General features: G+C 70.5%; 22 protein-coding genes. 5 read left to right on the top strand and 17 right to left on the bottom strand.

Annotation, left to right across the window (positions count from 1 at the left end; translation table 11 throughout):
- Positions 1 to 21: 21 nt before the first annotated feature.
- On the bottom strand, positions 22 to 870 hold the full coding sequence (locus D0Z67_RS16730; protein ID WP_031183148.1) for a menaquinone biosynthetic enzyme MqnA/MqnD family protein: 849 nt from the start codon (positions 868 to 870) through the stop codon (positions 22 to 24).
- A 285-nt stretch (positions 871 to 1,155) separates the two neighbouring features.
- Here D0Z67_RS16730 and D0Z67_RS16725 point away from each other — a divergent pair, with 285 nt between their 5' ends.
- Together D0Z67_RS16725 and D0Z67_RS16720 are read left to right on the top strand one after the other, a co-directional pair.
- On the top strand, positions 1,156 to 1,359 hold the full coding sequence (locus D0Z67_RS16725) for a cold-shock protein (protein WP_030813734.1): 204 nt from the start codon (positions 1,156 to 1,158) through the stop codon (positions 1,357 to 1,359).
- 219 nt (positions 1,360 to 1,578) lie between these two features.
- Positions 1,579 to 2,241, top strand: a complete 663-nt coding sequence (locus D0Z67_RS16720; protein WP_031183149.1) for a class I SAM-dependent methyltransferase — start codon at positions 1,579 to 1,581, stop codon at positions 2,239 to 2,241.
- Here D0Z67_RS16720 and D0Z67_RS16715 read toward each other — a convergent pair.
- From D0Z67_RS16715 to D0Z67_RS16680, 8 genes are all read right to left on the bottom strand, one after another.
- The gene (locus D0Z67_RS16715; RefSeq protein ID WP_031183150.1) at positions 2,228 to 4,192 is read right to left on the bottom strand and encodes an AMP-dependent synthetase/ligase; all 1,965 of its coding nucleotides are present in this window, start codon (positions 4,190 to 4,192) and stop codon (positions 2,228 to 2,230) included. The two genes, D0Z67_RS16720 and D0Z67_RS16715, sit on opposite strands and share 14 nt — an antisense overlap.
- Before the next feature lie 244 nt (positions 4,193 to 4,436).
- Positions 4,437 to 4,724, bottom strand: a complete 288-nt coding sequence (locus D0Z67_RS16710) for a DUF4229 domain-containing protein (RefSeq protein WP_031183151.1) — start codon at positions 4,722 to 4,724, stop codon at positions 4,437 to 4,439.
- Between the two features lie 94 nt (positions 4,725 to 4,818).
- Positions 4,819 to 5,343, bottom strand: a complete 525-nt coding sequence (locus tag D0Z67_RS16705) for a GNAT family N-acetyltransferase (RefSeq protein ID WP_031183152.1) — start codon at positions 5,341 to 5,343, stop codon at positions 4,819 to 4,821.
- 60 nt (positions 5,344 to 5,403) lie between these two features.
- Positions 5,404 to 6,567: an aminofutalosine synthase MqnE gene (gene mqnE, locus D0Z67_RS16700; RefSeq protein WP_031183153.1), complete on the bottom strand. Its 1,164-nt coding sequence runs from the start codon at positions 6,565 to 6,567 to the stop codon at positions 5,404 to 5,406.
- 60 nt (positions 6,568 to 6,627) lie between these two features.
- Positions 6,628 to 7,083, bottom strand: a complete 456-nt coding sequence (locus D0Z67_RS16695) for an Lrp/AsnC family transcriptional regulator (RefSeq protein WP_018543802.1) — start codon at positions 7,081 to 7,083, stop codon at positions 6,628 to 6,630.
- A 67-nt stretch (positions 7,084 to 7,150) separates the two neighbouring features.
- Positions 7,151 to 7,816 (bottom strand): UbiX family flavin prenyltransferase, encoded by a 666-nt coding sequence (locus D0Z67_RS16690; RefSeq protein WP_031183154.1) that lies wholly within the window; start codon positions 7,814 to 7,816, stop codon positions 7,151 to 7,153.
- A gap of 87 nt (positions 7,817 to 7,903) precedes the next feature.
- Positions 7,904 to 8,803 (bottom strand): menaquinone biosynthesis prenyltransferase MqnP, encoded by a 900-nt coding sequence (gene mqnP / locus D0Z67_RS16685; protein ID WP_031183155.1) that lies wholly within the window; start codon positions 8,801 to 8,803, stop codon positions 7,904 to 7,906.
- Positions 8,800 to 10,257, bottom strand: a complete 1,458-nt coding sequence (locus tag D0Z67_RS16680) for a menaquinone biosynthesis decarboxylase (protein ID WP_031183156.1) — start codon at positions 10,255 to 10,257, stop codon at positions 8,800 to 8,802. The genes mqnP and D0Z67_RS16680 overlap by 4 nt, the downstream gene beginning before the upstream one ends.
- A 76-nt stretch (positions 10,258 to 10,333) precedes the next feature.
- Between D0Z67_RS16680 and D0Z67_RS16675 the strand changes: the two genes are divergently transcribed.
- The 3 genes from D0Z67_RS16675 (at position 10,334) to D0Z67_RS16665 (ending at position 12,607) form a co-directional block, all read left to right on the top strand.
- Positions 10,334 to 10,609 (top strand): PLD nuclease N-terminal domain-containing protein, encoded by a 276-nt coding sequence (locus tag D0Z67_RS16675; protein ID WP_031183157.1) that lies wholly within the window; start codon positions 10,334 to 10,336, stop codon positions 10,607 to 10,609.
- A gap of 8 nt (positions 10,610 to 10,617) precedes the next feature.
- On the top strand, positions 10,618 to 11,067 hold the full coding sequence (locus D0Z67_RS16670; protein WP_031183158.1) for a nucleoside deaminase: 450 nt from the start codon (positions 10,618 to 10,620) through the stop codon (positions 11,065 to 11,067).
- Between the two features lie 145 nt (positions 11,068 to 11,212).
- Entirely contained in the window at positions 11,213 to 12,607 is a 1,395-nt protein-coding gene (locus tag D0Z67_RS16665) for a condensation domain-containing protein (RefSeq protein WP_031183159.1), read from the top strand.
- Here D0Z67_RS16665 and D0Z67_RS16660 read toward each other — a convergent pair.
- From D0Z67_RS16660 to hemL, 8 genes are all read right to left on the bottom strand, one after another.
- Positions 12,575 to 13,009, bottom strand: coding sequence for an SRPBCC family protein (locus D0Z67_RS16660; RefSeq protein ID WP_031183160.1), 435 nt, complete (start codon positions 13,007 to 13,009; stop codon positions 12,575 to 12,577). The genes D0Z67_RS16665 and D0Z67_RS16660 overlap by 33 nt on opposite strands.
- A gap of 25 nt (positions 13,010 to 13,034) precedes the next feature.
- A complete protein-coding gene (gene ccsB, locus D0Z67_RS16655) occupies positions 13,035 to 14,135 on the bottom strand; it encodes a c-type cytochrome biogenesis protein CcsB (RefSeq protein WP_031183161.1) in 1,101 nt (366 codons plus the stop codon).
- On the bottom strand, positions 14,132 to 15,820 hold the full coding sequence (gene resB, locus D0Z67_RS16650; protein ID WP_031183162.1) for a cytochrome c biogenesis protein ResB: 1,689 nt from the start codon (positions 15,818 to 15,820) through the stop codon (positions 14,132 to 14,134). Before resB ends, ccsB begins: the two co-directional genes overlap by 4 nt.
- Before the next feature lie 3 nt (positions 15,821 to 15,823).
- Entirely contained in the window at positions 15,824 to 16,597 is a 774-nt protein-coding gene (locus tag D0Z67_RS16645) for a cytochrome c biogenesis CcdA family protein (RefSeq protein WP_031183163.1), read from the bottom strand.
- 1 nt (position 16,598) lies between these two features.
- The gene (locus D0Z67_RS16640) at positions 16,599 to 17,189 is read right to left on the bottom strand and encodes a TlpA family protein disulfide reductase (RefSeq protein ID WP_199812231.1); all 591 of its coding nucleotides are present in this window, start codon (positions 17,187 to 17,189) and stop codon (positions 16,599 to 16,601) included.
- Positions 17,190 to 17,292: 103 nt separating this feature from the next.
- Positions 17,293 to 18,570, bottom strand: a complete 1,278-nt coding sequence (locus D0Z67_RS16635; RefSeq protein WP_031183165.1) for a polysaccharide deacetylase family protein — start codon at positions 18,568 to 18,570, stop codon at positions 17,293 to 17,295.
- Between the two features lie 82 nt (positions 18,571 to 18,652).
- Positions 18,653 to 19,309, bottom strand: a complete 657-nt coding sequence (locus D0Z67_RS16630; protein WP_051888035.1) for a histidine phosphatase family protein — start codon at positions 19,307 to 19,309, stop codon at positions 18,653 to 18,655.
- A 50-nt stretch (positions 19,310 to 19,359) separates the two neighbouring features.
- Complete coding sequence (hemL, locus tag D0Z67_RS16625; RefSeq protein WP_031183167.1) at positions 19,360 to 20,676, bottom strand: glutamate-1-semialdehyde 2,1-aminomutase; 1,317 nt, start codon at positions 20,674 to 20,676, stop codon at positions 19,360 to 19,362.
- Between the last annotated feature and the right edge of the window lie 284 nt (positions 20,677 to 20,960).

The following is a 20,960-nucleotide window of genomic DNA, read 5'->3' as shown; positions in this document are numbered from 1 at the left end:
CGCGCCCTCGCAGCGTAGTGATTACGCCCCGAGCAGTTCCACCTTCACGTCGGCCGGGAAGCCGGTCGTGGGGCCGACGCGGCGGGCGAACTCCGCGACCGCCGCCAGCTGCGGGGGCCCGAAGGAGAAGTCGAGGGTGGTGAAGTACTGCTCCAGGGTCGCCTCGTCGAACGCCTCCCAGCGGGCGGCCTGCTCGGCGACCTTGCCGACCTCCTCCAGGGAGACGTTGCGGGAGGCGAGGAACGCCTCGTGCACCTTGCGGGTGATCTCCGGCTCGCGTTCGGCGTAATCGCGCCGGGCGGCCCACACCGCGAAGACGAACGGCAGACCCGTCCACTCCTTCCACAGCGCGCCCAGGTCGTGCACCTGGAGGCCGTAGCGCGGCGCGTCGAGCAGGTTGGCGCGCAGGGCCGCGTCACCGATGAGGACGGCGGCGTCCGCCTCCTGCATCATCAGGCTCAGGTCGGGCGGGCAGGTGTAGTACTCCGGCCGCACCCCGTACCGGTCGGCCAGCAGCAGCTGGGCGAGGCGGACCGAGGTCCGCGAGGTCGAGCCGAGGGCGACACGCGCGCCGTCCAGCTCGTCGAGGGGCACCTGCGAGACGATCACGCAGGACATCACCGGGCCGTCGCAGCCCACCGCGATGTCGGGGAAAGCGACCAGGTCACCGGCGTTGCGCAGGAATTCCACGAGGGTGATGGGGCCGATGTCGAGATCACCGCGCACGAGCTGCTCGCTGAGCTTCTCCGGGGTGTCCTTGGTCAGCTCGAAGTCGAGGAGCGTGCCGGTTCTCGCGAGCCCCCAGTAGAGGGGCAGGCAGTTGAGGAACTGGATGTGGCCGACGCGCGGCCGGGTGCGAGAATTGTCCACATCGCGAGACTAGACCCCTTGCGTTACGTAGCCCCGACCGGCCCGTCGTGTGTGCCTCCGGCAGAGGGTTCAAACATTCGGGTGACGTGATCTTGACCTCTATTGCTTTCCGGTGGCCGCGTGCTAGGCTCGCCGCAAGTTGCAGTTTGGTTTCCCTTGCAGTACAGAGCCTGCGGAGCATGTGACCGCGGGCTCTCGTCGTTTTCAGATGAATGCAGTCGTGCAGCACCGTTCGCACTTGCAGGTTCTGGAGCAGGGCAACCCTTTTGGGCCCAAGGAGGGCTTATGGCTACCGGAACCGTTAAGTGGTTCAACGCCGAAAAGGGCTTTGGCTTCATCGCCCAGGAGGGCGGCGGCCCCGACGTCTTCGTTCACTACTCCGCGATCAACGCCACCGGCTTCCGCTCCCTCGAGGAGAACCAGCAGGTGAACTTCGACGTGACGCAGGGCCCGAAGGGTCCGCAGGCGGAGAACGTCACCCCCGTCTGATCACTGCCTGATCGCAGAACCTGAGTGCAGTACCCAAGGAGCCCCACGCCTTCCGGCGACGGGGCTCCTGCCTTTTCGCCGTGACGTTCCCATGAATTCCGGGCGAATTCCGCGTCCCGCCCGCCGCGCATTGATCGCCGGGGGTGACGCCATTCCGGTCCCCGAGTTCTCACCCGAACGGCCGCGCGGAACTCCCCGGACCCCCTGGGGTCGCTCCCCATGACGGACTCCCCCGCCTCCCCCGACTTCCTCGGCGCGACCCGGACGTTCTACGACGCGATCGCCGAGGACTACTCCGATCATTTCCGGGAGGCGCATCTCGCGCAGCCCTTCGACCGGGCTCTGCTGAGGGTGTTCGCGGAGCTGGTGGGGGCGGGCGCGAAGGTGGCCGACCTGGGGTGCGGGCCGGGCCGGGTCACCGGGTTCCTCGCCGCCGAGGGGCTGGACGTGTCCGGGCTCGACCTCTCCCCCGCCATGCTGGCCGTCGCCCGCCGCGAGAACCCCGGGCTGCGCTTCGCACAGGGCTCCATGCTGGAGCTGGACCTCCCGGACGGGCAGCTCGCCGGTGTCGTGTCCTGGTACTCCAGCATCCACACCCCGGACGGACAACTCCCCGCGCTGTTCGCCGAGTTCCGCCGGGTGCTGGCGCCGGGCGGGCAGCTGCTGCTCGCCTTCCAGGCAGGTGCGGAGCCCCGGCGCCACGACCGGCCCTGGGGCCACCCGGTCTGCCTCGACTTCCTGCGCCGCGACCCGGACCGCATGGCCGCGCTGCTGGAGGAGGCCGGGTTCGCCGTCACGTCCCGTACGGTCCGCGCACCCGGCCCCACGGAACCCGTCCCGCAGGCGTACCTGCTGGCTCAAGCGGGCCCTACGGCCCGGTGACCTGACCCGACCCCGAGTAGAGCCCCTCCACCGCGTCCGCGTGGTCCCGGAGGATGCGGGCGCGGCGGAGCTTCATGGACGGGGTGAGGTGGCCGGTGTGCTCGGTGAAGTCGCCGGGCAGGACGGTGAAGCGGCGGATGGACTCGGGGCGGGAGACCAGCTGGTTGGCCTGCTCGACCGCGGCCCACAGCACGGCGTTCAAGTCCGGGTCGTCGACGAGGAGTTCCGGCGGCACCGGGTGCTTGCCGTTCATCTGGCGCCAGTGGTGGATGCCGTCCGGGTCCAGGGTGATGAGGGCGCCGATGTAGGGGCGGCCGTCGCCGACGAGGAGGCAGTGGGAGATCAGGGGGTGCTGGCGCAGCCAGTTCTCCAGCGGGGCCGGGGCGACCGACTTGCCGCCCGCCGTGATCAGCAGTTCCTTCTTGCGGCCGGTTATGGTGAGGTAGCCGTCGTCGTCCAGCTCGCCCAGGTCGCCGGTGGCCAGCCAGCCGTCGCGGGTCGCGGGGACGACACCGCCCGCCTGCTGGTCCCAGTAGCCGCGCAGCACATGGTCGCCGGAGATCAGGATCTCGCCGTCGGCCGCGATCCGGACCCGGGTGCCGGGCAGTGGCCAGCCGACGGTGCCGAGGCGGGGGCGCAGCGGCGGGGTGACCGTGGTGGCGGCGGTGGACTCGGTGAGGCCGTACCCCTCGAAGATCTCGATGCCGGCGCCCGCGAAGAAGGCGGCCAGCCGGCGGCCGAGCGGGGAGCCGCCGCAGATGGCGTAGCGGACCTTGCCGCCCATGGCGGCGCGCAGCTTGCGGTAGGCGAGCGGGTCGTAGAACGAACGGCCGGCCTTCAGCGCCGCGCCCGGACCGTTGCCGGTGCCGGTCTGGCGGGCCTCCAGCGCCTCGCCGTAGCGCACAGCGGTGGCGGCGGCGCGGTCGAAGGCGGCGGCCTTGCCGCTCGACTCGGCCTTGGCGCGGGCGGTGTTGTACACCTTCTCCAGCATGTACGGGATGGTCAGCAGGCAGGTCGGCCTGAACGCGGCCAGGTCCGGCAGCAGGTGCTCGGGCTTGAGGCTGGGGGCGTGGCCGAGCCGTACCCGGGCCCGGACGCAGGCGATGGCGACCATGCGGCCGAAGACGTGGGACATCGGCAGGAACAGCAGCACCGACGCCTCGTCGCCGGTTGTCGCCTTGAAGACCGGGTGCAGGAGTTCGATGGCGTTGTCGACCTCGGCGAAGAAGTTGCCGTGCGAGAGGGCGCAGCCCTTGGGGCGGCCGGTGGTGCCGGAGGTGTAGATCAGGGTGGCGAGCGTGTCCGGGCCCAGCATGCCCCGGCGTACGGCGACCTCGCCGTCCGGTGTGCCCGCGCCCGCCTCGGCGAGCAGCTCCACATGGCCCTCGTCGATGACCCACACGTGCCGCAGGTCCGGGAGCTGGGACAGTTCGGGCGCGATGGCGGCGCCCTGCGCGGTGGTCTCGGTGATCAGGGCGACGGCGCCGGAGTCCTGGAGTATCCAGCGGGTCTGGAAGACCGAGGAGGTCGGGTAGACGGGCACGGTGACCAGGCCGGCCGCCCAGGCGGCGAAGTCCAGCAGGGTCCACTCGTACCGGGTGCGGGCCATGACGGCGATCCGCTCGCCCGGCATCAGCCCCTCCGAGACCAGCCCGCGCGCCACCGCCAGCACCTCGGCGGCGAACTGGCCGGCCGTCACGTCCTCCCACTCGCCGGAGGCGTTCTTCCGGCTGAGCACGACCGCGCCGGGTGCTGCCTCGGCGTTGTCGAAGGGGAGGTCGGCCAGCGAGCCGTGCGTGACCGGCGGCGCGAAGGGGGGCACCGCCACTTCCCGTACGGCCCCGTCCAGGCGCCGGATCTCCGGTTCCACCAGCACCGGGCGGCCGTCGTAGTCGAGGGCCGAGACGTGCGGGGCGGGTGAGACGGGGGCGTTGGGGTACAGGGCGGTCACGGGCGGCTCCTGGGACGTGCAGCGGTGTACTGCTTGCTGCATGACATACGCGCCCCGCGCACCGGGGCGTTCAGGGCGGCCGTCCGTCGCACCGGTGCGCCGCCGTTCAGGCTGGCGATCGTACGAGGCACCTGTGGTGACCCTGTGCACACCGGGCGGTGGTCCGGCGCCGGGTGTGTGCAGTCCCGGAGTTTTCGTGAGGGATGTTCCGCTTCGCGGACGGAGTCAGGAAGCGTGGCCGGAGTCAGGAAGCCTGGCTGTGCGCCTCGGCCGCGTCCTCCTGGCTGCGGTTGGCGTCCAGGTTGGCCTTCATCCGCTCCACCCGGCCGGCCACCTGGACCGAGGCCCGCTCGCGTTCCTTGCGCAGCACCACCCAGCTGATGGGGGCCGAGAGGACCATGGCGAGCAGCACGATCCAGAAGAGGTTGGAGGCGCCGAAGCCGCGCGGGAAGATCCCGGAGTAGACGGCTCCCCAGGCGACCACGAGGCAGCCGGCGAAGACGCCGAGGCGCATCAGCGTGTAGCGGAGCATCTCAATCCACTCTTCCGTGTCGTTTCGGCCCCAAAGGCGTGCGCTGTCCAGTGAAGCACGTGCGCTACCCGATCTTGGCAGGGGGTGGGCGGGCTCAGCGCAGGGTCAGCAGCATGGTGACGTCGTCGCGGTACTCGTCCGGCGCGACCCGGATGGCGTCCGGCACCCGGCCCACCTCGCGGTAGCCGCAGGAGGTGTAGAAGCGCTCCAGGCCCAGTCCGCTCCGGCAGCCCAGCCGTATCGCGTCGATGCCGTCGATCCCGCGCGCGGACTCGGCGGCGGCCGCCAGCAGGTCCCGGCCGTGGCCGAGGCCCTGGTGTTTGGGGTGGACCATCACCGTGTAGAGCCAGAGCCAGTGGCCCGTCAGCCGGTGGGTGTTGAAGGTGAGGAACGCGGTCGCCGCGACCCGGCCTTCGTCATCATGGCCGACCAGCAGCCTGCTGTGCCCCTGGGCGAGCCGGGCCAGCGAGCGGACCAGCTCGGGGCGTATGTCCTCGCGGGTGGCGGGCGCCACGAAGCCGACGGCGCCGCCCGCGTTGGTGACGTCCGCCCACAGGTCGAGCAGGCCGTCGCGCAGCTCGGGGGTGACGGCGGGGTCCAGGGTGAAGGTAAGAGGCACGGGGCCAAGGTAATCCTTACCTCGACCCCGGCTCAACCAACGCCCCCGCCGTCAGAGACGTCAGACGCGCATCGCCTGCGGGGTCTCCCGGCGCAGCGGGTCCGGACCCTCGTACTCGCGGATGATCTCGTACCGGGTGTTCCGCTCCACCGGGCGGAAGCCGGCGTCGCGGATCAGGTCGAGCAGGTCCTCGCGGGTCAGCTTGTTCGGCGTGCCGTAGTTGTCCGCGTCGTGCGTGATCTTGTACTCGACGACCGAGCCGTCCATGTCGTCCGCGCCGTGCTGGAGGGCGAGCTGGGCGGTCTGCACGCCGTGCATCACCCAGAACACCTTCACGTGCGGCACGTTGTCGAACAGCAGCCGGGAGACGGCGAACGTCTTCAGCGCCTCGGCGCCGGTCGCCATCTGGGTGCGCGCCTGGAGGCGGTTGCGGACCTTGCCGTCCTTCATGTCCACGAAGTCGTGCTGGTAGCGCAGCGGGATGAAGACCTGGAAACCGCCGGTCTCGTCCTGGAGTTCACGCAGCCGCAGCACGTGGTCCACGCGGTGCCGGGGCTCCTCGATGTGCCCGTACAGCATGGTGCACGGGGTCTTCAGACCCTTCTCGTGCGCCAGGCGGTGGATACGGGACCAGTCCTCCCAGTGCGTGCGGTGGTCCACGATGTGCTGGCGGACCTCCCAGTCGAAGATCTCGGCGCCGCCGCCGGTCAGCGACTCCAGCCCCGCGTCGATCAGTTCGTCCAGGATCTCGCTCGCGCTCAGCCCGGAGATCGTCTCGAAGTGGTGGATCTCGGTGGCCGTGAACGCCTTCAGCGAGACGTTCGGCAGCGCGGCCTTCAGTTCCCTCAGCGAGCGCGGGTAGTAGCGCCACGGCAGGTTGGGGTGCAGGCCGTTGACGATGTGCAGCTCGGTGAGGTTCTCCGACTCCATCGCCGTGGCCAGCTTCACGGCCTCCTCGATGCGCATCGTGTACGCGTCCTTCTCGCCCGGCTTGCGCTGGAACGAGCAGTAGGCGCAGGACGCCGTGCACACGTTGGTCATGTTGAGGTGACGGTTGACGTTGAAGTGGACCACGTCGCCGTTCAGCCGCGTACGCACCTCATGGGCGAGGCCGCCGAGCCACGCCAGGTCGTCCGACTCGTAGAGCGCGATGCCGTCCTCACGGGTCAGCCGCTCACCGGAGCGGACCTTGTCCTCCAGCTCGCGCTTGAGTCCGACGTCCATACCCACACCTTTCCACGACAACCTGCCCAACCGTACTCCCCCGGCCCCCCTGACCCGCTGTCACACCTCTTCGGGCAGCTCCCCGACCCTGTTCTCCCACTTGGTGGAGAGCACGATGGTGGTGCGGGTGCGGGAGACGCCCTTGGTGCCGCTCAGCCGGCGGATCGTCTTCTCCAGACCGTCCACGTCGGAGGAGCGGACCTTGAGCATGAAGGAGTCGTCGCCGGCGATGAACCAGCAGTCCTCGATCTCGGTGAGGTCCTTCAGCCTGCGGGCCACGTCCTCGTGGTCGGCGGCGTCGGACAGCGAGATGCCGATCAGCGCGGTGACGCCCAGGCCCAGCGAGGCCGCGTCCACCGTGGCGCGGTAACCGGTGATGACCCCGGCCGCCTCCAGCCGGTTGATGCGGTCGGTGACGCTGGGTCCCGACAGGCCGACGAGGCGCCCCAGCTCCGCGTACGAGGCCCGGCCGTTCTCTCTCAGGGCCTGGATGAGCTGCCTGTCCACCGCGTCCATGCGATCGAAGCCTTCCGGTGTGAAATTTGCCGTAGTGAGGTGAGGTACCGCTACTTGCCCTGCACGCCTACTGGTCCCGCACGCCCTGCTCGTCCTGGCCGCCGCCCAGCTCGCCCTTCCAGCGCCGGTACAGGCCGTGCTCCACGCCCGCCGCGTCCAGCACCCGGCCGGCGACGAAGTCCACCAGGTCCTGGATGTGGGTGGCGCCCGCGTAGAAGGCCGGCGAGGCGGGGACCACGCTCGCCCCGGCCTCGTCCAGCGCGACGAGCTGGCGCAGGGTCTGCCCGTTCAGCGGGGTCTCGCGCACCGCCACCACCAGCGGCCTGCGCTCCTTCAGCGTCACGCTCGCCGCCCGCTGGAGCAGGTCCTTGGACAGGCCGAGGGCCACGCCCGCGACGCACGCGGTCGACGCCGGCACGATCAGCATGCCCTTGACCGGGTAGGACCCCGAGGACGGTCCCGCCGCGAGGTCGCCCGCGTTCCAGTACCGCACCCGGCCGAGGTCCGGCGCGAAGCTGTCCGGCTTGCCGTCGGCGCCGCGCGCCAGCCACGCCCCGAGGTCGTCGCGCCAGTGGGCGTCCCGGAACGAGATCCCCGTCTCGTCCAGCAGCGTCAGCCGCGAGGCCCGGCTGACCACCAGGTCGACGTCCTCCCCGGCGTCCAGCAGCGCCCGCAGCACCGCCGCCGCGTACGGCGTCCCGGAAGCTCCGGAAACCCCCACGATCCAAGGCACGCGCTGCGTTTGTCCTGCGTTCACACCTTGAGAGTACCGGCGTGACGCACGGTGCTCAGGCCGGGTGGGCCCCAGGGGGTGCCCCGGTCAGACCGTCAGCCCCCGGATGAGCAGATCGAGCAGCGCGCACACGAACAGCGCGATCCCGATGAACCCGTTGACCTGGAAGAACGCCCGGTTCAGGCGGGACAGGTCGTGCGGGCGGACGATGCGGTGTTCGTAGACGAAGGCGGAGGCGACGATGACCAGGCCCAGCCAGAAGAACGGACCCGCGTGGGTGAGCACGGCGTACCAGACGAAGAGGGCCATCGTGAGCGTGTGGCAGGCCCGCGCGCCCCAGATCGCGGCCGGGACGCCGAAGCGGGCCGGGACCGACTTCACGCCGACCTCGCGGTCGGTCTCCACGTCCTGACAGGCGTAGATCAGGTCGAAGCCGCCGATCCAGATGCCGACCGCGAGACCGAGGATCACCGCGTCCCAGGACCAGGTACCGGAGATCGCCAGCCAGCCGCCGACCGGGCCCATCGCCTGCGCGACACCGAGGATGGCCTGCGGGAAGTTGGTGAACCGCTTGCCGTACGGATAGACCACCATCGGGATCACCGCGACCGGCGCGAGCGCCAGGCACAGCGGGTTCAGCAGCGCGGCCGAGCCGAGGAAGACCACCAGCGCGACCAGCGCGCCGGTCCACGCGTGCCGTACCGACATCGCGCCGGTGACCAGCTCGCGGTGGGCGGTGCGGGGGTTGCGGGCGTCGATCTCGCGGTCGATGATCCGGTTCACCGCCATGGCGAAGGTCCGCAGACCCACCATGCAGACGGTGACCAGCAGCAGCCGCGCCCAGTGGATGTTCTTGTCCCACTGGTACATGGCGGTGAGCGAGGCGATGTACGCGAAGGGCAGCGCGAAGACCGAGTGCTCGATCATCACCAGACGCAGAAAGGCCTTGGTACGCCCCGGCTGCGGGACGGCGGCAGCGGTACTCACAGCCCGTACTCCTTCCAGCGCCGGTCCACCAGCGCCGCCGTGGCGGGGTCGGACAGGACCATCTCCGGCCAGCCCCCGTCCCTCGTGTAGCCCTCCTCGGGCAGCTTCTTCGTCGCGTCGATGCCCGCCTTGCCGCCCCAGAACTGCTGGTAGGAGGCGTGGTCGAGGTGGTCGACCGGGCCCTCGGCGACCACCAGGTCACGGGCGTAGTCGGTGTTGCCCAGCGCCCGCCAGGCGACCTCGTGCAGGTCGTGCACATCGCAGTCGGAGTCGACGACCACGATCAGCTTGGTGAGCGACATCATGTGCGCCCCCCAGATCGCGGACATCACCTTCTGCGCGTGCTTCGGGTACTTCTTGTCGATCGAGACGATCGCGCAGTTGTGGAAGCCGCCCGCCTCGGGGAGGTGGTAGTCCACGATGTCCGGGATGATGATCTTCAGCAGCGGCAGGAAGAACCGCTCCGTGGCCCGGCCGAGCGGCCCGTCCTCGGTGGGCGGCCGGCCGACCACGATGGACTGGAGCAGCGGCCGCTTCCGCATTGTCACGCAGTCGATCTTCAGCGCGGGGAACGGCTCCTGCGGGGTGTAGAACCCGGTGTGGTCGCCGAAGGGCCCCTCGGGCAGCATCTCGCCCGGCTCCAGCCAGCCCTCGATGACGACCTCGGCGTTGGCCGGCACCTGGAGCGGAACGGTCTTGCAGTCGACCATCTCGATCCGCTTGCCCGCGATGAACCCGGCGAACAGGTACTCGTCGATGTCGCCGGGCAGCGGCGCGGTGGAGGCGTAGGTGACGGCGGGCGGGCAGCCGAAGGCGATGGCGACCGGCAGCCGCTCGCCCCGGCGGGCGGCGACCGCGTAGTGGTTCCGGCTGTCCTTGTGGATCTGCCAGTGCATGCCGATGGTGCGCTTGTCGTGCCGCTGGAGCCGGTACAGACCGAGGTTGCGGACACCGGTGTCGGGGTCCTTGGTGTGGGTCAGCCCGAGGTTGAAGAAGGACCCGCCGTCCTGGGGCCAGGTGAACAGGGCCGGGAGCATGTCCAGGTCCACGTCGTCACCGGTGAGGACGACCTCCTGGACGGGCGCGTGGTCGCCCTTGACCTTCTTCGGCGGGACGTGCGCCATCGCGCCGAGCTTGCCGAACGCCTCGCGGACGCCGATGAAGCCCTGCGGCAGCTCGGGCCGCAGCAGCCCGCCGATCTTGTCGGAGATCTCCGCGTACGACTTCAGTCCGAGCGCCTTGAGCAGGCGGCGGTCGGTGCCGAAGACGTTCATCGCCAGGGGCATCGCGGAGCCCTTGACGTTCTCGAAGAGCAGCGCCGGTCCGCCGGCCTTCTGCACCCGGTCGACGATCTCACCGACCTCCAGGTAGGGGTCCACCTCGGCCTTGATGCGCTTGAGGTCTCCCTCGCGCTCCAGCGCCCGCAGCAGGGAGCGAAGATCGTCGTAAGCCATGTGTCCCAGTATCGGCCACCGGCTACGCTGGCCCGGTCACCGGGGCCGTCCACACCGTCGAGGAGTTCGCGCGACCATGCTCAGGTATCTGCCGTTCCTGCTGGTCCTGGCCCTGTGGATCTACGCGTTCGTGGACTGCCTGAACACCCCCGAGGACGAGGTCCGTCACCTGCCCAAGGTGGCCTGGGTGTTCATCGTGCTGCTCTTCGGCGAGGTCCTCGTCGGCCCGCTGGCCTGGCTGATCGCCGGGAAGGTGCGCCGGCCGGCCGGTCCCGCCCAGACCTGGGTGGCCCCCGACGACAACCCCGACTTCCTGCGCTCCCTGAAGAAGGACGAGCCGGACACGGAGTGAGGGCCCCCATGGAGCTTGAGCAGGCACGGGACTGGCTGCGTACCGCCGTCGCGGAGGCGCGGGCCGGGCGGGCGGAGGGCGGCATCCCGATCGGGGCCGCGCTGTACGGGCCGGACGGGGAACTGCTCGGGCGGGGCCGCAACCGGCGGGTGCAGGACGGGGACCCCGCCACGCACGCCGAGACGGCGGCCTTCCGGGACGCGGGGCGGCGGCGGTCGTACCGGGGGACGACCATGGTGACCACCCTCTCGCCGTGCTGGTACTGCTCGGGGCTGGTGCGGCAGTTCGGGATCTCGCGGGTCGTCGTCGGGGAGGCGGGGACCTTCAGCGGCGGACACGCGTGGCTGGCCGCGCACGGGGTGGAGGTCGTGCTGCTGGACGATCCCGCATGCGGGGCGCTGATGAGGGAGTTCGTGGCCGCGAACCCCGGGCTGTGGAACGAGGACATCGGGCTCTGAAGGGCGCGAGGGGCGCACGGTCAGGCGTTCGGCCCGCCATCCGTTCCGCTGAAAAGCCCCGCGCGGGCATGTCTGGAGCGCATGCGACGGCATTCCCTTGACGGGGCCCCACCACACCGGGGTCCTCTTCTGCGATCGGAGACGCGTGCGAATCACTGATATCCAGCGCTGCGAGGTCCGGCCGGGGCGGCTCGTCGAGTGGACGCTGAGTCCGGCGACCGTCGCCACGGCGCACGGCCTGCCGGAGGACTCCCGCCCGCCCGCCTACATCCAGGAGTCGCACATCCGCACGGCCCGGCACGTCCGGGAGGGCGGCCTGTTCGTGCCGACCTGGCTCGGCACCTCCTTCGACCTCGCCGGACCGGTCGACCTCGATGTGCTCGAGGAGTCCCTGCGGGCCTGGACGGTCCGGCACGAGACGCTGCGCAGCGGCTTCCGCTGGGCCGGCGAGGACGGGAAGGAGCTGCGCCGCTTCACCCTGGACGCCGAGGACGTCACCCTGCACCGGGAGGCGGGGGGCGAGTTCACCGACGCGGCCGCGCTGACCGCGCATCTGCAGTCCCGGTTCGACACGGTCGCGGACGCGCTGCGCTGGCCCAACCTGATCTACGCGGCCGTGGTCCGGGACGACTCGGCCACCGTCTTCCTCGCCTTCGACCACAGCAATGTGGACGCCTACTCGCTGCACGGCATCCCGGCCGAGATCGAGGAGCTGTACACGGCGGGCGTCAAGGGGCGCGGGCCGGTGGTGCGGACCCCGGCCGCCAGTTACGTGGACTTCTGCGAGATCGAGCGGGCGGACGCGGACCGGCTGGACGGGGAGCACGAGACGGTGGCCCGCTGGCGGGAGTTCATCCGCCGCTGCGACGGCACACTGCCCTCTTTCCCGGTGGAGCTGGGCGTGGAGCCGGGCGGGCGGCTGCCGCAGCAGCGGATGATCTGCGAGCCGCTGGTGGACGCGGAGGCGGCGGCCGCGTTCGAGGCGTACTGCCGGCCGTACGGGGGCAGCCTGGTCGGGCTGCTGGCGGCGACCGCGCTGATCGTGCAGGAGCTGGGCGAGCAGTCGGTGTACCGGACGGTGGTGCCGTTCCACACCCGGGTGAAGTCGCAGTGGAGCGACTCGGTGGGCTGGTTCGTGGGCGGCGCCCCCATCGAGGTGCCGCTGGAGAACGCCCCCGACCTGACCGCCACCCTGCGCGAGGTCCGGGCGCAGCTCCAGGCCAACCGCGCCCTGGCCCGGATGCCGCTGGCCCGGGTGCTGAGCCTGCTCGGCGCGGACTTCCGGCCCACGTCACCGGACCTGTACTCGATCGTGTCCTTCGTCGACACCCGGGGCATCCCGGGCGCCGCCCGCTGGGCGGACCAGAACGCCCACGCCCTGCTCCGGGTCTCCTACGGCGACCAGGTCTGCGTCTGGGTCAACCGGCTCCACGACGGCCTCTGGCTGGCCAGCCGCCACCCGGACACGGACGTGGCGGCGAAGAACATGGGCCTGTACGTGGAGCGGCTACGGGACCTGCTCACCACCCCGCTCGACTGAGTCCCAGTACCGGATCAGGCGTTCGAAGCGGGTGCGCCACTCCGCCTCCGAGGTGCCCTCGCCCTGGTACTCGTGGGTGAAGCGGAGGGTGCTGCCCCGTTCGCCGTCGCGTTCGAGGTGGAAGCGGAGCCGGCCGCCGCGCTCGACGGTGTACTCCGCGACCCGGTCCACGTCCCAGGCGGTGACCCGCCCGGCGCCCAGGTCGCGCAGCGCGACCGTGCCGTCGAGGCGGGGTTCGAGCACGTCGACCGGGGTGCACCAGGCGGACAGGCCCTCGGCCTCGGCCACCGCGGGCCAGACCTCCTCCGTGGACTTCGGCAGCCGCACCAGGAAGTGCCGGATGTGCGTGTTGCCGTGCGTTTGGCTCATGCTGCGTTCGATGGGGTCGATGGAACCGCGCATGCCACCAGTGTCTACGACCTCGCGCTCACACGCCCGCGTACGAGTGCTTGCCGGTGACGAAGATGTTGACGCCGTAGTAGTTGAACAGCCAGCAGCCGAAGGCGATCATCGCCAGGTAGGCGGCCTTGCGGCCCTTCCAGCCGGCCGTGGCGCGGGCGTGCAGGTAGCAGGCGTAGGCGACCCAGGTGATGAAGGACCAGGTCTCCTTGGGGTCCCAGTTCCAGTACCGGCCCCAGGCGTCGCCCGCCCAGATCGCGCCCGCGATGATCGTGAACGTCCACAGCGGGAAGACGGCCGCGTTGACCCGGTAGGCGAACTTGTCCAGCGAGGCCGAGGCGGGCAGCCGCTCCAGCACCGAGCGGGCGAAGGTGCCCGGGGTGCCGCCGCTCTCCAGCTTGTTCTCGTAGGAGTCCTTGAAGAGGTACAGGATCGTGGCGACCGCGCCCACGTAGAACACCGCGCCGCAGAAGATCGCGGTGGAGACGTGGATGTACAGCCAGTACGAGTGCAGCGCCGGGACGAGCTGGTCGCTGGCGGTGTAGAGCACGGTGACGGCGAGGCCGAGGTCCAGCAGGACCGTGGTGATCAGGAACAGGCCGAGCCAGCGGACGTTCTTCTTCAGCGCGAGCAGGCCCAGGTAGACGCCGACCGCGACGGTGGAGAAGGTCAGGTTGAACTCGTACATGTTGCCCCAGGGGGCGCGCTGCACGGAGGCCGCGCGGGCGACCACACCGGCCAGCTCCACCAGGAAGGCGAGCACGGTGAGGGAGACCGCGACCCGGCCGTACATGTCGCCCTGGGCGTCGCCGCCGTGGGCGCCGGGGCCGTCCGGCACGTCCCGGGCACCGGCGGCGGAGCGCACGACGACCTGCGGGCGTTCCAGCACGGTGGTGCCGCCCGCCTGCTTCACGGTGACGGCGGGCGCGCTCTTGGCCGCGCCGGCGTCGGCGGTGAGCGCGGCGGCCGTGCGGCCGACCTTGCTGCGGCTGCCGAACAGCCACTCGGCGATGTAGGCGAAGAAGGCCAGCGTGTACACGGCCATCGAGGAGTAGATGAGCGTGTTGCTGATGCTCGCCAGATGCTCGTTGGTCGCGGCGGCGAGGTCGGTTGCGGCGGCGAGAGTCACTGCTCAGCCCCTTCGGCAGGTACGGCGTGGGATGCGTCTTGGTGGGCGTCGGGAGCGCCCGGCGCGCGTTCGTAGAGGGTTCCGGCGAGGTCGCCCAGTTCCTCGGGGACCTTGGCGGACTCGCTGCGGCCGAGCCCGGCCATCTCGACCACCGTGACCCCGTCGGCGCCGCGCACGGCCCGCACCCAGATCCGGCGGCGCTGGATGAAGAGGGACCCGGCGAGGCCGAGGATCGCGGCGATGGCGCCGCTGAGCGCCCAGGCGCCGCCCGGCTCCTGGACGATCTCGAAGCCGGCCCATTCCTTGACGTCCTTCCCGAACGTCACGGTGCCCGCACCGCCGGGCAGCTTCATGGTCTGGCCGGGCTTCAGGTTGGCCCGCAGCTGCTTGCCGTCGGCGTCCTTGAAGCCCTTCATGTGTGTCTTGTCGAGCTGGTACACGCTCTGCGGCATCGCGTCGACGCCCAGGTCACCGTGGTACGGCTCCAGGTTGAGCACCGGGTTGAGCAGCGCGGGGAACTGGGAGAGGACGTCGGCGCCGCCGCCGTAGGTCGGCAGGAAGAAGGCCCGGATGCCGAGCTGCTCCTTGACGCCCTTGGCGTCGTGGTAGCCGTCCAGCACCTTGACGACGCCCTGCGAGGTGACGTTGCCGTCCAGCGGGAGCAGCGGTACGGCGTCCTGGTAGACCACCTTGCCCTTGCCGTCGCGGACGGTGATGACGGGCGCGTAGCCGTGGCTGACCAGGTAGACCTTGGAGTCGTCGATCTTCAGCGGCTGGTTGACCTGGACGGTCCTGGGCCGGGACTTCCCGTCCGCGCCCACGCTGTAGTCGATCTTCGCCTCGAAGGTGCGCGGGGTGCCGCGGTTGGGGCCGGACAGCTCGTAGGTGCCCTTGAAGTCCTTCAGGTCGAAGCTGAACGGCACGAGGTCGTCGTTGCTGAACAGGCTGCCGGACTTGAAGTCGTCGTACATCGGCAGCGCGTTGGAGAAGCCGTCGCCCTCGACCACCAGCTTGGTGCCGTCGGACTTGAACAGCTGGCCGGAGGCGAAGGCGATCAGCAGCACGATCAGCGCGATGTGGAAGGCCAGGTTGCCCAGCTCGCGCAGGTACCCCTTCTCGGCGGCGACCGCGTCACCGGCCGGGTGGGCGCGGAAGCGGCGCTTCTTCAGCAGGGCGAGCGCGTCGGCGCGTACCTGCTCGGGGTCGGCGGTGGTGCGCCAGGTGGTGTACGCGGGCAGCCGGTCCAGGCGCCGGGGGGCGCCCGGCGGGCGGCCGCGGAGCTGGCCGATGAACTGCCAGGTGCGCGGGACGATGCAGCCGATGAGAGAGACGAACAGCAGGATGTAGATCGCGGAGAACCACACCGAGCTGTACACGTGGAACAGCCCGAGCTTGTCGTAGACGGGCGCCAGCGTGGTGTGGGCCGCCCGGAACGCGTCGACCTTGTTGGCGTCCGCGCCGGTCTGCGGGATCAGCGAGCCGGGGATCGCACCGAGGGAGAGCAGCAGGAGCAGCAGCAGCGCGACCCGCATGGAGGTGAGCTGCCGCCAGAACCAGCGGGCCCAGCCGATGACGCCGAGGCCCGGCAGGACACCGGTGTCCTCCTGGGGCGCGGTGGAGAGCTGTTGCCCGGCCGCGCCGAGACCCTCCTGGTCCTGGCTCTGCTCGGTTTCGGTGTCGCTCATCGTTCAGATCCCCACAGAGAAGCCGTCGGACCAGGTCTGCATCTCCTGCACCAGGCTGTCCCAGGCACCGGTCAGCAGCAGCACGCCGGTCACGATCATCATCGTGCCGCCGGCGCGCATCACCCAGACATAGTGGCGTTTGACCCAGCCGAAGGCGCCGAGCGCCTTGCGGAAGGCGATCGCGGTGAGCACGAAGGGCACGCCGAGCCCGAGGCAGTACGCGACGGTCAGTATCGCGCCCCGGCCCGCGCTCGCCTGCTGGGAGGAGAGGGCGACGACGGAGGCGAGGGTCGGGCCGATGCAGGGCGTCCAGCCGATCCCGAAGAGCGCGCCGAGCAGCGGCGCGCCGATCAGTCCGGTCGCGGGGCGCTTGTGGAAGCGGAACTCGCGCTGGGTCAGCCAGGGCATCAGGCCCATGAAGAAGATGCCGAGCAGGATCATCAGGACGCCGAGGACATGGGTGAGCACGTCCTTGTAGCCCTGGAGCGTCTGCCCGAAGTACCCGAACAGGGCGCCGCCGGAGACGAACACCACGGTGAAGCCGAGTACGAAGAGGGAGGCGCCGGCGGTCATCCGGCCGCGCCGGGCGTCGGCGAGGTCGGTGCCGGTGACGCCGGTCACGTAGGAGAGGTAGCCGGGGACCAGCGGGAGCACACAGGGTGAGAAGAACGAGACAAGACCGCCCAGCACCGCGACGGGCAGGGCGAGCAGCAGGGCGCCGTTGAGCACGGTCTCGTTCCGGCTCGTCACGGCGGCGAGCGTCAGCAGGTCGCTCACGTCACTTCTCCGCGAGGACCGGCTTGAGCATCTTCAGCAGGGCCGTGTCGTCGAGCGCCTCCAGCGCCCGCGCGGCGACCTTCCCGTCCCGGTCCAGGATCAGCGTGGACGGGATGAGCTGCGGGTTGAGCGTGCCCTTGGGGAAGCGGAGCATCAGCTTGCCGGTCGGGTCGTACAGGCTCGGGTACGTGATCCCGTTGGCCTTCTCGAAGGCGAGGGCCGGGGTGGTGCTGGTGTCGCGGGTGTTGATCCCGACGAACTGCACGCCCTTGTCCTGGTACGCCTTGGAGACCTTGGAGAAGTACTTGGCCTCCTCCCGGCACGGTCCGCACCAGGAGCCCCAGACGTTGAGGACGACGACCTTGCCCTTGTACGCGGCGACGTCGAGGGTCTTGCCGTCGATCGTCTTCCCGGACAGGGCGGGGGCTTTGGCGCGCTCGCTCTTCTTCGCGGTGTCGACGCCGTTGTGGCCGGTGACGAAGTTGGTGTCGCCGCCACCGCCGGAGGTCCCGCCGCTGCCGCACGCGGACAGGGTCAGGGCCGCGGCGGCGGCCACGGCACCGAGCAGGGCGGCGCGGCTACGGGTACTCATGTGAAAAGTTTCGCATGGCGGTTCCGGCGGTTTCGCCCGCCCCCCTACCGGGCCGAAATGTCCATTTCAGGGGGCATTTACACCGGACATTACGGACGTATCGTCACGCGGCGTCGGGGCTGGCGCTCTTGGTGCCCCGCGACTCGGCCAGGAACGTCTTCCAGCCCCCGGCCGGCTTCTGCCCGACCTCCAGGGTGCGCAGCTTCTCCAGCACCTCCGGCCGCTGCACGTCCAGCCAGTCGGTGAACTGCCGGAAGGAGACCAGCCGCACGTCGGCGCCCTTCTCCTTCTCGCGCGCGATGTGCTTGAACGCCTCCTCGACGGAGTCCATGTAGATCCCGCCGTTCCACTCCTCGAAGTGGTTGCCGATGAACAACGGCGCCCGATTGGTCTCGTACGCGCGCTGGAAGCCGCTGATGTACGCCCGCGCCGACTGCTTGCGCCAGGCCGGGTAGTTGTAGGAGGGGGCCTTGGTCGAGTTGACCGACTGGTTGGCCAGCATGTTGTAGTCCATGGACAGCACCTCGAAGGAGTGTCCGGGGAACGGCACCTGCTGGAGCGGGAGGTCCCAGACGCCCTTGCGCTTGACCGGCCACATCTGGCGGCCGCCGGGCGAGGAGGCGTCGTAGCGCCAGCCCAGCTCGCGGGCGGTGGGCAGCAGGTTGTCCTGGCCGAGCAGGCAGGGGGTGCGGCCGCCGACGAGTTCCTTGTCGTAGTCGAAGGGCAGCGCGGGCAGGTCGGTCCAGCCGGTGTTGGTGCGCCACTCCTTGACGAACTTCTTCGCCTGGTCGATCTCGCTGCGCCACTGGGAAGGCGTCCAGTTGCCGACCGAGCCGGAGCCGCCGCAGAAGTGGCCGTTGAAGTGGGTGCCGATCTCGTGGCCCTCGAGCCAGGCCCGGCGCACGTTGGTCAGCGTGGCCTTGACGTGCTCGTCGGTGAGGTAGCCGATGTCGGAGGCGCCGCGCGGGTTGTTCGGCGGGTTGTAGAGGCGCTTCTTCGACTCGGGCAGCAGATACAGCCCGGAGAGGAAGAAGGTCATGCTCGCGCCGTGCTCCTTGGCCAGGTCCAGGAAGCGCGGGAAGAGGCCGTTGCCGACCTCGCCGGCGCCGTCCCAGGAGAACACCACGAACTGCGGCGGGGTCTGACCCGGCTCCAGCGGCTGGGGACGCGCGGGCTGGTGGGGCTGCTTGCCGGTGAAGGCGGTGGAGCCGTCGCCGATGGGGCGGGCCTTGACGGGGGTGCTGCCGCTGGGCGAGGGCTTGCCGGAACCGCCGGGGTGCTTGCCGCCGTCCACGGAGCCGGAAGTACCGCAGCCGACGAGTCCGGCCGCCGCCGCGCCCGCGCCGAGGCCGAGTATTCCCCGCCGGGTGATGGTCTGCATGAAGCTCCCCGATTCGTCACGCTCACTGGTTTTCATCCAGTCAGATGATGTGACGAACGGGGAGGTTCCTCAAACAGCCGGTTCAGGCGCCGAAAGCCTTGCCCTGTACCTCGGCGCCCTTCTGCGGCTTGGCGCCCGCGCGCAGGTGCGCCGGGACCAGATCGATCGCGGGCTCGCTGTAGCCGACGGACACGATCTTGTCACCGAGGTAGGTGAAGGACGTCAGCGAGGCCAGGGTGCACTGCCGCTTGCGCGGGTCGTGCCAGAGCCGGCGGCGCTCGACGTAGCTGCGCACGATCCAGATCGGGAGCTGATGGCTCACCAGCACCGCCTCGTGCCCGCGCGCCGCGTCCTTGGCCGCGTTCAGCGCGCCCATCATCCGCACCACCTGGTCGACGTACGGCTCGCCCCAGGACGGCCGGAACGGGTTGACCAGGTGCTTCCAGTTGTCCGGGTTGCGCAGCGCGCCGTCCCCGACCCCGAAGGTCTTGCCCTGGAAGACGTTGTCGGCCTCGATCAGCCGGGCGTCGGTGCCGAGGTCGAGCCCGTGCGCCTTGGCGATCGGGGTGGCCGTCTCCTGCGCCCGCTCCAGCGGGGAGGCGATCACCTGGGTGATGTCGCGCGGGGCCAGGTGCTCGGCGACCCGCTCGGCCATCTTCCGGCCCAGCTCGGAGAGGTGGTAGCCGGGCAGCCGTCCGTACAGCAGGCCGTCGGGGTTGTGCACCTCGCCGTGGCGCATCAGGTGGACGACGGTGACGTCCTTCTCACCGGTGTGGTTCTCGGGGGTGGTCACGCGGTCGCCTCCGCGGCGGCTCGGGCCGCCGCCGGGAGGGCGTCGGCGATCTTCTGGATGGCCCGCTCGTCGTGGGCCGTGGACACGAACCAGGACTCGAAGGACGACGGCGGCAGGTACACGCCGTTCGCCAGCAGCGAGTGGAAGAACGCGGTGAAGCGGAACGACTCCTGCCGCTTGGCGTCCTCGTAGGTGCGCACCTGCCGGTCGGTGAAGAACACCGAGAACATGTTGGAGGCGTGCTGCAGCCGGTGCGCCACGCCCTCCTTGGTGAGCGCCTCGGTGACCAGCGCCTGGATCTGCGCGGAGACCGCGTCGACCTTGTCGTACGCCGCGTCGTCCAGCAGCCGGAGCTGGGCGAGACCGGCGGCGGTGGCGACCGGGTTACCGGAGAGGGTGCCCGCCTGGTAGACCGGGCCCGCCGGGGCGAGGTGCGCCATGACGTCGGCGCGCCCGCCGAACGCGGCCGCGGGGAAGCCGCCGCCCATCACCTTGCCGAAGGTCATCAGGTCGGGCTTCACGCCGTCGACGCCGTACCAGCCGGCGCGGCTCGTGCGGAAGCCGGTCATCACCTCGTCGGAGATGTACAGCGCGCCGTTCTTGGCGCAGGCGTCCTTCAGGCCCTGGTTGAAACCGGGCTCCGGCGGGACCACGCCCATGTTGCCGGGCGACGCCTCGGTGATCACGCAGGCGATCTCGCCGGGGTGCCGGTGGAACGCCTCCTGCACGGCCTCCAGGTCGTTGTACGGCAGCACGATGGTGTCGCCCGCCTGCGCGCCGGTGACACCGGGGGTGTCGGGGAGCGCGAAGGTGGCGAGGCCCGAGCCCGCGGCGGCCAGCAGGGAGTCGACGTGGCCGTGGTAGCAGCCGGCGAACTTGATCACCTTGGACCGCCGGGTGAAGCCCCGGGCCAGCCGGATCGCCGACATGGTCGCCTCGGTGCCGCTGCTGACCAGCCGGACCTGCTCGACCGGCTCGACACGGGCGACGATCTCCTCGGCGAGCGCGACCTCGCCCTCACCCGGCGTGCCGAAGGAGGTGCCGCGCGCGACCGCCTCCTGGACGGCGGCGATGACCTCGGGGTGCGAGTGACCCAGGATCATCGGACCCCAGGAGCACACCAGGTCGACGTACTCCCGCCCGTCGGCGTCGGTCAGGTACGGCCCGCTGCCCGAGACCATGAACCGGGGCGTGCCGCCGACCGCGCGGAAGGCGCGCACCGGCGAATTCACGCCACCCGGCGTGACCTCGGAGGCGCGGTCGAAGAGCGCCTGCGAGGCGGGCGCTTCGTAGGGGTAGGGCGTTTCGCTCATGACGTGCGGCTTCTCCGACTTCTCGGACTCCGGTGGGCGGCTGACCCCCTCAGGGTAGGCGGAGCGGCCGGGCGGGCGGAGCCGTGCCCCGTCCGGGCCCGCGCGGGCGCTGTCATGGAGCCGATCCGGCCGACCTTCCTGGCCGGTCTTTCACGATCTGCGAGACTGACACCTGATACACACACCTCCGCGGCACGTAGTGATCTGAGACCGGGAAGATCCTGCGGACTTCGGTTTCACCGCACGTTTCGGCGGGCGGCCGTGGGGGAGGTCACTGACACGAT

The organism is Streptomyces seoulensis (assembly GCF_004328625.1).
Lineage (GTDB): Bacteria > Actinomycetota > Actinomycetes > Streptomycetales > Streptomycetaceae > Streptomyces > Streptomyces seoulensis.
This window is presented reverse-complemented; position numbering and strand designations above follow the sequence as displayed.

What these genes read in the sequence shown, in the direction of transcription:
- D0Z67_RS16675 (WP_031183157.1), top strand. Translation starts at nt 10,334, where the DNA reads ATGCTCAGGTATCTGCCGTTCCTGCTGGTCCTGGCCCTGTGGATCTAC.
- D0Z67_RS16720 (WP_031183149.1), top strand. Translation starts at nt 1,579, where the DNA reads ATGACGGACTCCCCCGCCTCCCCCGACTTCCTCGGCGCGACCCGGACG.
- D0Z67_RS16695 (WP_018543802.1), bottom strand. Translation starts at nt 7,083, where the DNA reads ATGGACGCGGTGGACAGGCAGCTCATCCAGGCCCTGAGAGAGAACGGC.
- mqnE (WP_031183153.1), bottom strand. Translation starts at nt 6,567, where the DNA reads ATGGACGTCGGACTCAAGCGCGAGCTGGAGGACAAGGTCCGCTCCGGT.
- hemL (WP_031183167.1), bottom strand. Translation starts at nt 20,676, where the DNA reads ATGAGCGAAACGCCCTACCCCTACGAAGCGCCCGCCTCGCAGGCGCTC.
- resB (WP_031183162.1), bottom strand. Translation starts at nt 15,820, where the DNA reads ATGAGCGACACCGAAACCGAGCAGAGCCAGGACCAGGAGGGTCTCGGC.
- D0Z67_RS16725 (WP_030813734.1), top strand. Translation starts at nt 1,156, where the DNA reads ATGGCTACCGGAACCGTTAAGTGGTTCAACGCCGAAAAGGGCTTTGGC.
- D0Z67_RS16635 (WP_031183165.1), bottom strand. Translation starts at nt 18,570, where the DNA reads ATGCAGACCATCACCCGGCGGGGAATACTCGGCCTCGGCGCGGGCGCG.
- D0Z67_RS16710 (WP_031183151.1), bottom strand. Translation starts at nt 4,724, where the DNA reads ATGCTCCGCTACACGCTGATGCGCCTCGGCGTCTTCGCCGGCTGCCTC.
- D0Z67_RS16660 (WP_031183160.1), bottom strand. Translation starts at nt 13,009, where the DNA reads ATGCGCGGTTCCATCGACCCCATCGAACGCAGCATGAGCCAAACGCAC.
- D0Z67_RS16670 (WP_031183158.1), top strand. Translation starts at nt 10,618, where the DNA reads ATGGAGCTTGAGCAGGCACGGGACTGGCTGCGTACCGCCGTCGCGGAG.
- D0Z67_RS16630 (WP_051888035.1), bottom strand. Translation starts at nt 19,309, where the DNA reads ATGCGCCACGGCGAGGTGCACAACCCCGACGGCCTGCTGTACGGACGG.
- D0Z67_RS16680 (WP_031183156.1), bottom strand. Translation starts at nt 10,257, where the DNA reads ATGGCTTACGACGATCTTCGCTCCCTGCTGCGGGCGCTGGAGCGCGAG.
- D0Z67_RS16640 (WP_199812231.1), bottom strand. Translation starts at nt 17,189, where the DNA reads ATGAGTACCCGTAGCCGCGCCGCCCTGCTCGGTGCCGTGGCCGCCGCC.